The sequence below is a fragment of the Martinezella sp. CNPSo 3795 genome (genome assembly GCF_057784475.1).
In genome coordinates this window covers 1,009,489-1,018,146 of sequence record NZ_JBXSOQ010000002.1, presented here as the reverse complement: position 1 = coordinate 1,018,146, position 8,658 = coordinate 1,009,489, and the positions used below count along the sequence as shown (strand labels likewise).

Below are 8,658 nucleotides of genomic sequence, written 5' to 3'. Positions count from 1 at the left end.
CAAGGCCGATTGGGTGAAGCCGGGTGCCACCGTTATCGATGTCGGCATCAACCGGATCGATGCGCCGGAGCACGGCGAGGGCAAGAGCCGGCTGGTGGGTGATGTCGCCTATGGTGAAGCATCCGAAGTCGCCGCCGCGATCACGCCAGTTCCAGGCGGTGTCGGACCGATGACGATCGCCATGCTGATGGCCAATACCGTCATCGCTGCCCATCGCGCCGCTGGTCAGAAGCCGCCGAGGTTTTGAGAGCGAAATACCATCCGGACGGCCAAGAAAAACCCTTCGGATCGGCTTGCCAAGGCGTGAAAGACGATTATAGTCAGGAAATAAATATTCCGTAGAAGAAAAAGAGGGAACGAAATGGCATTATCATGGCGTTTCTCCGCCTTGGCGGACCGGCACCGTGCTCTCGGATCGAAACTCGAAGACTGGAGCGGCATGGGAACCGCCTGGACCTACGAGAAGGACATGTCGCAGGAGCATGTCGCGATCCGTACCAAGGCCGGCATCATGGACGTTTCCGGCCTCAAGAAGGTGCATCTGGTTGGACCGCACGCCATTGCCGTGCTCGACTATATCACCACCCGCGACATGTCGAAGATCTATCCCGGCCGCTCGGTCTATGCCGCGATGCTCAACGATCGCGGCTACTTCACCGACGACTGCATCGTCTACCGCACCGGTCCGAATTCCTGGATGCTGGTACATGGTTCGGGCTCAGGCCACGAGGAAGTGCTCAAGCAGGCGACCGGCCGCAACTGCGCTGTCCTCTTCGACGACGATCTGCACGATCTGTCGCTGCAAGGCCCGGTCGCCGTCGATTATCTGGCCAAATATGTACCCGGCATCCGCGATCTCAAATATTTCCATCACATGCAGACGACGCTATTCGGCGCGCCTGTGATGATCTCGCGCACCGGCTATACCGGCGAGCGCGGTTATGAAATCTTCGTGCGCGGCCAGGATGCGCCGATGGTCTGGGATCGCATCGTCGCGGAAGGCAAGGAGATGGGGATCATCCCCTGCTGCTTCAGCGTCCTCGACATGCTGCGCGTCGAAAGCTATTTGCTCTTCTATCCCTACGATAACTCGCAGATGTACCCCTTCGCGGACCAGCCGCCCGGCGATAGTCTTTGGGAGCTCGGCCTCGACTTCACGGTCAGCCCGGGAAAGACGGGTTTCCGCGGCGCCGAAGAACATGCGCGCCTCAAGGGCAAGGAACGCTTCAAGATCTTCGGTATGCTGATCGATGCGGACGGTCCGGCCGATCTCGGCGACGAGGTCTATGCCGAGGGTAAAAAGGTCGGTGTCATCACCTGCCCCTGCTATTCGACCCTGACAAAGAAATCGATGGCGATCGCCCGCCTCGATGTCGACAAGGCCGTGCAGGGCACGAAGCTGGAAGTACGCGGCAAGAGCCTGAACGCAAGCGCGATTGCCCATACGCTGCCGTTTGACGATCCGGAAAAGAAGAAGAGGACGGCTATCGGTTAAGGAGGCGCTCATGCTTGTCGAAGGCATCAAGAGCCGACCGGTCTACAAAGGGCTCTCCATCCAGCCGCATGCCCGGCGGCATCTGCTCGCGCTGGAAGGCGAGGGAGCCAACGCTCTCCTCGACCAGGCGACCGGGCTTGACGATGCCATCCTGTCGCGCAGCGAAATCCTCTATGTCGCGCGCGGCTCACAGGGCAGGGGTCATGATGAGGCCCTACGCGGGCTCGGCGCCGACATGTTCTTCACGGCGCCGACCATCGCGACATTGCTCTTCCGCCTGAGAGGCTCGCTTGCAACGGCGCATATGGGCACGCGGCTCTATATCGCCGGCACCGAGGGCTTTATCGGCCAGGCGATGATGGTGGCGCTCGACTACGGCATGGATCATGCCTCGATCATCACGGAGCATCGCGGTTCGCTGGCTCGCCGCGTGCAATGCGTCCACTGCAAGGGCATCACCGACGATGTCACGCATAGTCCCTTTACCTGCAGCCATTGCGGGCTTCCGCTATTGGTGCGCGACCACTATTCGCGCCGCCTCGGCGCCTTTCAGGGCGTCAACATCGATGCGGAAGAGCCCGGCACTGCGCCTGATCCCGAGGAGTTGTTCCTGTGAGCGGTGGTACGGAAATTCCGGTTCGTGTCGCGAAGGTGACGCCGGTCGCCGATCGTATCAAGCGTTTCCGCTTCGAGCGTCTCGATGGCGCGCCGATGCCTTACTTTTCCGGCGGCGCCCATGTCATCGTCTCGATGAACGATGAAGGCCATGTTCGCCGCAACGCCTATTCGCTGATGTCGCCGCCGCATGATTGCTCGGCCTATGAGATCAGCGTGCTGCGTGTCGAGGACTCGCGAGGGGGTTCCGCTTTCATGCATGAGAAGGTGCGCGAGGGCGACGAGCTCAAGGTCAGCTATCCTGTCAATCTGTTCCAGCCGGACTGGCGCGGGCGCAAGCACCTGCTGATTGCCGGCGGCATTGGCATCACCCCTTTCATCGCGATGATGCAGCAGTTCTCGCGCGAGGGCGCGAATTTCGAGCTGCATTATGCCGTTCGTTCGATCGATCGCGGCGCCTATTGCCGGGAACTTATCGAGCAATATGGATCGCAGCGCGTGAAGATCTATTGCGATGCCGATCGCAATTTCATCCCCGTCGCCCGTCTGCTCGAAAGTCAGCCGCTCGGCACGCATCTCTACGTATGCGGTCCGGCCGGCATGATCGACGGCGTATTGAAAACGGGCATCGAGGCCGGTTGGCCGGAACAGAACCTGCATTCCGAACGCTTCCTGTCGTCGCAGCCTGGCAAGCCCTTTTCCATCAAGCTGACGCGGTCGGGCAAGACCGTTCACGTCGGCCATCACGAAAGCATGCTGGAGGCGATCGAGGCTGCCGGCATCGATGCGCCCTTCCTCTGTCGCGGCGGCGCCTGCGGACAGTGTGAGACGGCTGTTGCCGTCTGCGACGGCAAGCTTCTGCATAATGACGTCTATCTGAGCGATGAAGAAAAGGCCTCTGGCCGAAAGGTGATGATCTGCGTCTCCCGCTTCGAGGGAAGCGCGCTGCATCTAGACCTCTAAGCATCCGGCCAATATCCAGGAGAATGGGCATGGCAATCGCCTTCAAGCAGGAAACGTTTCGGGACGACTTTACCTACCGCAACAGTCCGGAAAATATCCGGCGTTTTCCGTTCCCCTTCGATCGCGACGAATACATGTATTCGGTCAACATGGAACCGCATGTGAAAGGGCGGAAGAACACGGTCTACGAAAGCCTGATCGACGTCGATGAGCATTATGTCGCCGAAATGCATGACCGGGCTTTGGTGCTGAAGGAAGACCCTTTGCGCTATCAGGCACTTCCGCACATGATGACGGCGCAATGGGATACGCTGGAGCTGCTGATGGAAGAGCAGGCGGCCGGTTATCCCGAGCATTTCACGCTCACCAAGAATGGCGATCAATGGCGCTGGATCAACCGTCCTCTCGGCATAGACGACACCTTCACCTTCGGCGATGCGTCGACGCTGCCCTATGAGCCCTTCGAATACATCACCCGACAGGCGCAGGGTGATTTCTGCATTGTCGACCAGCGTGACGGCAATCTCTGGATGGATGCGGGTATGGTCACAACCCAGGCCGACTGGTCGCTTGATTTCGATATCGGCATGAATTTCATGGAATGGCATGGGCCGGTGCCGCTCGCCCACCAGATCGGCGTCTTCGACCGCGCGCTGAAATTCCTCTTGAACCTGCAGCAGGGCAAGCCGACGCGCCGGTTCAACTGGACGATGACAATCAACCCGCGCCTCGATACCAGCCCCGAAAACTACCCGAAATGGGGTCCGGATCGCACAACGGTGACGCCCGAGAATGTCGGCGAGAAGGTGCACCTGCGCGTAGAATTGCAAAGCCTGTGGCGCCTGCCGCGCTCGAATGCCATTCTCTTCGTCATCCGCTGCTATCTGATGAACATGAATGAACTGGTGACAGTGCCGAAATGGGCGCGCCGCTTCCCGCGCGTGCTGAAAACCCTGCCGCCGGAGCTCATCGACTACAAGGGCCTGACGCGCTTCCGCCAGACCACGATCGACTGGCTATCGAAATATGACGACGGCGCCCCGACCAGTCCCGGCATTTTTCCGGATTGATGCTGACACGGCGCGAAACAACTGCATGCGATAAGAACTTCGACATAATCGAGAAGGGGAATGCCACATGACACGAGTTGCCGTTATCGGTGCCGGCCCTTCGGGCCTTGCCCAGCTAAGGGCCTTTCAATCGGCCGCAAAGAAGGGTGCTGATATCCCGGAAGTCGTCTGCTTTGAAAAGCAGGCGGATTGGGGCGGCCTTTGGAACTATACCTGGCGCACAGGCCTCGATGAATATGGCGAGCCGGTGCATGGCAGCATGTATCGCTATCTATGGTCGAACGGCCCGAAGGAATGCCTGGAATTTGCCGATTATTCCTTCGAGGAGCATTTCGGAAAACCGATCGCCTCCTATCCGCCGCGCGCCGTGCTCTGGGACTATATCAAGGGCCGCGTTGAGAAGGCTGACGTGCGCAAATGGGTGCGCTTCAGCACGCCGGTGCGCATGGTGCGCTTCGATGAAGAGACGAAGAAGTTCACGGTAACCGCGCATGATCGCCCTCAGGACCGGATGTATGACGAGGTGTTCGACTATGTCGTCGTTGCCTCTGGTCATTTCTCGACGCCGAACGTGCCCTATTTCGAAGGGGTGAAGACCTTCAACGGCCGCGTGCTGCATGCCCACGATTTTCGCGATGCGCTCGAGTTCAAGGGCAAGGACGTGTTGCTCGTCGGCCGCAGCTATTCGGCCGAGGATATCGGCTCGCAATGCTGGAAATACGGGGCAAAGTCGGTGACGACGAGCTATCGCTCCAAGCCGATGGGCTTCAAATGGCCTGAGAATTTCGAGGAGCGGCCGCTGTTGACGCGTCTTGAAAACAAGACGGCCTATTTCCTCGATGGCTCATCGAAGGATGTCGACGCGCTAATCCTCTGCACAGGCTATCAGCACCATTTCCCCTTCCTGCCGGATGATCTTCGGCTGAAGACGGCAAATCGCCTCTGGGCTGACCACCTCTACAAGGGTGTGATCTTCGATAAGAATCCGCAGCTCTTCTATATCGGCATGCAGGATCAGTTCTACACCTTCAACATGTTCGACGTGCAGGCTTGGTGGGCGCGCGATGTCATGATGGGCCGCATCAAGCTGCCGCCCGAAGCGGAACTGCAGGCGAACTTCGACAAGTGGCGCGCCCGCGAGGAAACGCTTGAGGATGCCGAGCAGATGATTTGGTATCAGGGCGACTATGTGAAGGAGTTGCTCGCCGAGACCGATTATCCGAGCTTCGATATCGAAGGCACGAACAGGACCTTCATGGAATGGGAGCATCACAAGGCGGAAAACATCATGGGCTTCCGCGACCACGCCTACCGCTCACTGATGACCGGCACCATGTCGCCGACACATCATACGCCCTGGGTCGACGCGCTCGACGATTCCATGGAGGAATATCTGCGCAATTGATCCATGCTCACTTCCCCACCTGACCGGCAAGGGAGGCGTCGAGCAGCCCTTGCCGGATTTTTATGTGTTGAGACGAAACGAGTTCATCCGCAACTTTCTTTTCGGGCATGGCTTCCATGGATTTCCAGACAAGCGTTCTCGGCCGTATGGCCGGTTTCCTTTATCGCTGTAGGGCGGACGAAAGCTATACGATGCTTGAGATGACCGACGGCATCGAGCGCATCTTCGGCTATCCCGCTGACGAGATTATCGGCAACCGTTCGCGAACCTTTACTTCGATCATGTGCGAAGAGGATATCCCGCTCATGGATGAGCTTGTCGGCAAGGCTTTGGAAAGTCACACCGACTGGACGATGGAGTATCGCATCCGTCATCGCGACGGCCATTTCCTCTGGGTAACGGAAACGGGCGGCGGCGTATGGGACGAGGCCGGGGAGCTTCTTTATCTCGAAGGCAGTATCCTGAATATCGAATCGCTCTACCAGCGCCTCGACGAGCAGACCGCGGACATGCGGGTCACGGCATCGAAGACCAACGAAATTCTGCAGTCGCTGCGCTACTTGAAGCTGCTTGCCGTCAATGCCGGCATCGAGGCTGCAAGAGCAGGCACGGCCGGATCTGGTTTTGCGGTGCTGGCGGCAGAGATGCGCACGCTTGCCAACTCCTCGGAAGAGGCGGCGCGTGCGATCTCGGCCGCGCAGAAGAAGTCGGATTAAGATCGCGGCCGCGTCTTCTGCGGATCGTAGTGAGAAAGCGGCACGATGATGGCGGGAAGCCGCTTTTGCTGACCATCGAGTTTGCCAATCTCAACCTTGGTGCCGACCCCGGCATGCGTGACGTCGACCCGCGCAAGCGCAATAGTCTTGCCGAGGATCGGCGATCGTGTCGCGCTGGTGACCACGCCGATCTGCGCGCGTCCAATGTGGATGCAATCGCCATGTCCGATGGCCTCGTTGGCCTCGATATCAAGTCCGACCATCAGATGCCGTGGGTTTTCCTTTCGCCTGACCAACGCCTCGCGTCCGATGAAATCATCCTGCTTGGATTTCAGCGGAACGGTGAAGCCGATGCCGGCCTCGAAGGGATCGGTCTGATCGTCGAATTCATGATGGGCAAAGACCAGGCCCGCCTCGATGCGAACCATATCAAGCGCCTCCAGGCCCATCGGCTTCAGCCCGTAAGGCTCGCCGGCTTTCCAGACCGCATCGAAGACGGTTGATGCATCCTTCGGGTGGCAGAAAATTTCGTAACCGAGTTCGCCGGTATAGCCGGTGCGCGAGACGACGACCGGTGCTCCCTCGAAATGGCCGATGCGGCCGACGGTGAAGCGAAACCACTCCAGCTCGCCGATCGTCGGTTGGCGCGGCGCCGTCCAGATGATCTCCTTGAGGATGTCGCGGCTCTTCGGGCCTTGCAGGGCGATATTGTGCATCTGATCGGTGGAGGAGCGCACCCAGGCCTTGAAGCCCTTCTTCTCCGCCTGCTCGCGCAGCCAGATGCCGCTATAGTCATCGCCGCCGATCCAGCGGAAGTTCTTGTCGCCGAGGCGAAACAGCGTGCCGTCGTCGATCATGCCGCCGTGTTCGTAGCACATGGCGGAATAGACGACCTGGCCGGTCGAGAGCTTGCGCACGTCGCGCGTCAGGCAATATTGCAGCAATTCCTCGGCATCGGGCCCTGTCACCTCGAACTTGCGCAGCGGCGAGAGATCCATCACCACGGCTCGTTCGCGGCAGGCCCAATATTCCTCGACCGGTCCTTCCGAGGAGAAGCGGTTCGGCAGCCAGAAGCCGCGATATTCGGTGTAGTCGCGGGTTAGGGCGGAGAGGCGCGGGTGAAACGCGGTCTCCCGCGTCAGTTCTGGGTCGGCGTCAGGGGTCATGCGATAGGCCACCGCTCGTGTGAATTTTTCTTTGCCGGAAAAGGTGCGGACATGGATATCGGTCGGGTTCCAGCCATTGGCCGCATCGATATCATCGGGGCAGGAGGAGGAGACGCAGACGAGATCCGTCAGTGCCCGCATCAAGACGTAGTCGCCCGGTCTCGACCAAGGTTCGTCGAGATAGAGCTGGTTATTGTGATCGACATTGGTGTTGTAGAAATAGTTGAGCGCCTCCCAGCCCTTTCGGCCGGCAATGCCATAGGGCGCAAGGGCTGCATTGAAATTGTCGGTGCAGTTCACGTGGCCGGGATAGCCCATGTCGTCGTAATAGCGCGAATTGCAGGCCGTTGCGAAGGCGTCGTGGCGGCCGACCGTATCCTGCACGATTTCCACCAGCGGCTCGAAATCGCGGTCGAAGGCCTTGGACGGCAGCCCGGGCGCTGGATAGCTGCGGCCGAGCAGAGTGCGGGTGACGGTTGAATCGAGCGCAAGGTCGAGGCCTTTGTCGACCTTGCGGGCGGAAAAGGCCTGGAAGTCGGTGCATTGCCGGCCATAGACATCAATGATCTGGATATATTCGCCAGCCCGGACAAAATAGGCCGAAGCGGTTGCCGCCTTGATGCGGATGTCCTCGATCGGATCGGCGAGCGGTTCGGGCAATGCGGAGGCATAGTCTCGCAGGATCGTCGTGCGGCGTATTCTGAGCTCGATGGGCGTTGCCGTATCCTGCGCCTCCGGCGACATGGTCGTTCCCGGTGCGCAGGCGATCAGCAGACCTTTGGTCGCGATGGTGAATTCCGCCGTGCTGCCGGCAGGAGATGACCCGCCGAAAAGGTGCAATGCTGTCGCGGACGCCATGTCTACTCCGCGCCGTTCCAGCGCTGTCCTGACGCGAGCCGCACTTTCATTTTCCGAGGAAAGAACGGTTTTCAGACCTGTCGCTTCGCCGGTGAATGCCGACCCCAGTCCCGCGGATTGAAAGCGGCCCTTCTCATCGAGGAAGGTGAGCTCGCAGATCTGGCCACCTTCGCTATCCGTCACCAAAACCCGATCGCCAGGCTCGACGCGCACGACCAGCGACCCACCGCCCTTGCAGCGATAGCGTTCTGTATCTTGCGGCAAGGCTGGAATGCCTGGATAGCGAATGATGCTCGCCGAGATCGGCCGTATTCCGGCGGTCGGCGGATGGAGTTCTCGCATTAAACCCTCTCGGGAAATGAGGCGTGTC

The 8,658-nt window shown here is 59.5% G+C and carries 7 protein-coding genes and 1 pseudogene; 7 read left to right on the top strand and 1 reads right to left on the bottom strand.

Translation table 11 applies throughout. The annotated features are described in order from the left end of the window. The 7 genes and pseudogenes from AC13QY_RS09590 to AC13QY_RS09560 form a co-directional block, all read left to right on the top strand. A pseudogene (locus tag AC13QY_RS09590) lies at positions 1–247 on the top strand (bifunctional methylenetetrahydrofolate dehydrogenase/methenyltetrahydrofolate cyclohydrolase); the annotation flags it as partial. Positions 248–361: 114 nt separating this feature from the next. Further along, the gene (locus AC13QY_RS09585; protein WP_113391199.1) at positions 362–1,495 is read left to right on the top strand and encodes an aminomethyl transferase family protein; all 1,134 of its coding nucleotides are present in this window, start codon (positions 362–364) and stop codon (positions 1,493–1,495) included. A 10-nt stretch (positions 1,496–1,505) separates the two neighbouring features. Next, positions 1,506–2,111: a dimethylamine monooxygenase subunit DmmA family protein gene (locus tag AC13QY_RS09580; RefSeq protein WP_113332132.1), complete on the top strand. Its 606-nt coding sequence runs from the start codon at positions 1,506–1,508 to the stop codon at positions 2,109–2,111. After that, positions 2,108–3,073, top strand: coding sequence for a PDR/VanB family oxidoreductase (locus tag AC13QY_RS09575; protein ID WP_488493380.1), 966 nt, complete (start codon positions 2,108–2,110; stop codon positions 3,071–3,073). The genes AC13QY_RS09580 and AC13QY_RS09575 overlap by 4 nt, the downstream gene beginning before the upstream one ends. A gap of 29 nt (positions 3,074–3,102) precedes the next feature. Further along, positions 3,103–4,143: a heme-dependent oxidative N-demethylase family protein gene (locus AC13QY_RS09570; protein ID WP_488493379.1), complete on the top strand. Its 1,041-nt coding sequence runs from the start codon at positions 3,103–3,105 to the stop codon at positions 4,141–4,143. Positions 4,144–4,210: 67 nt separating this feature from the next. Beyond that, positions 4,211–5,548: a trimethylamine monooxygenase gene (locus AC13QY_RS09565; protein ID WP_113355712.1), complete on the top strand. Its 1,338-nt coding sequence runs from the start codon at positions 4,211–4,213 to the stop codon at positions 5,546–5,548. Between the two features lie 116 nt (positions 5,549–5,664). Beyond that, on the top strand, positions 5,665–6,264 hold the full coding sequence (locus AC13QY_RS09560) for a PAS domain-containing protein (protein ID WP_488493378.1): 600 nt from the start codon (positions 5,665–5,667) through the stop codon (positions 6,262–6,264). Here AC13QY_RS09560 and AC13QY_RS09555 read toward each other — a convergent pair. Beyond that, complete coding sequence (locus AC13QY_RS09555; RefSeq protein WP_488493377.1) at positions 6,261–8,630, bottom strand: trimethylamine N-oxide demethylase; 2,370 nt, start codon at positions 8,628–8,630, stop codon at positions 6,261–6,263. The two genes, AC13QY_RS09560 and AC13QY_RS09555, sit on opposite strands and share 4 nt — an antisense overlap. Positions 8,631–8,658: the final 28 nt, after the last annotated feature.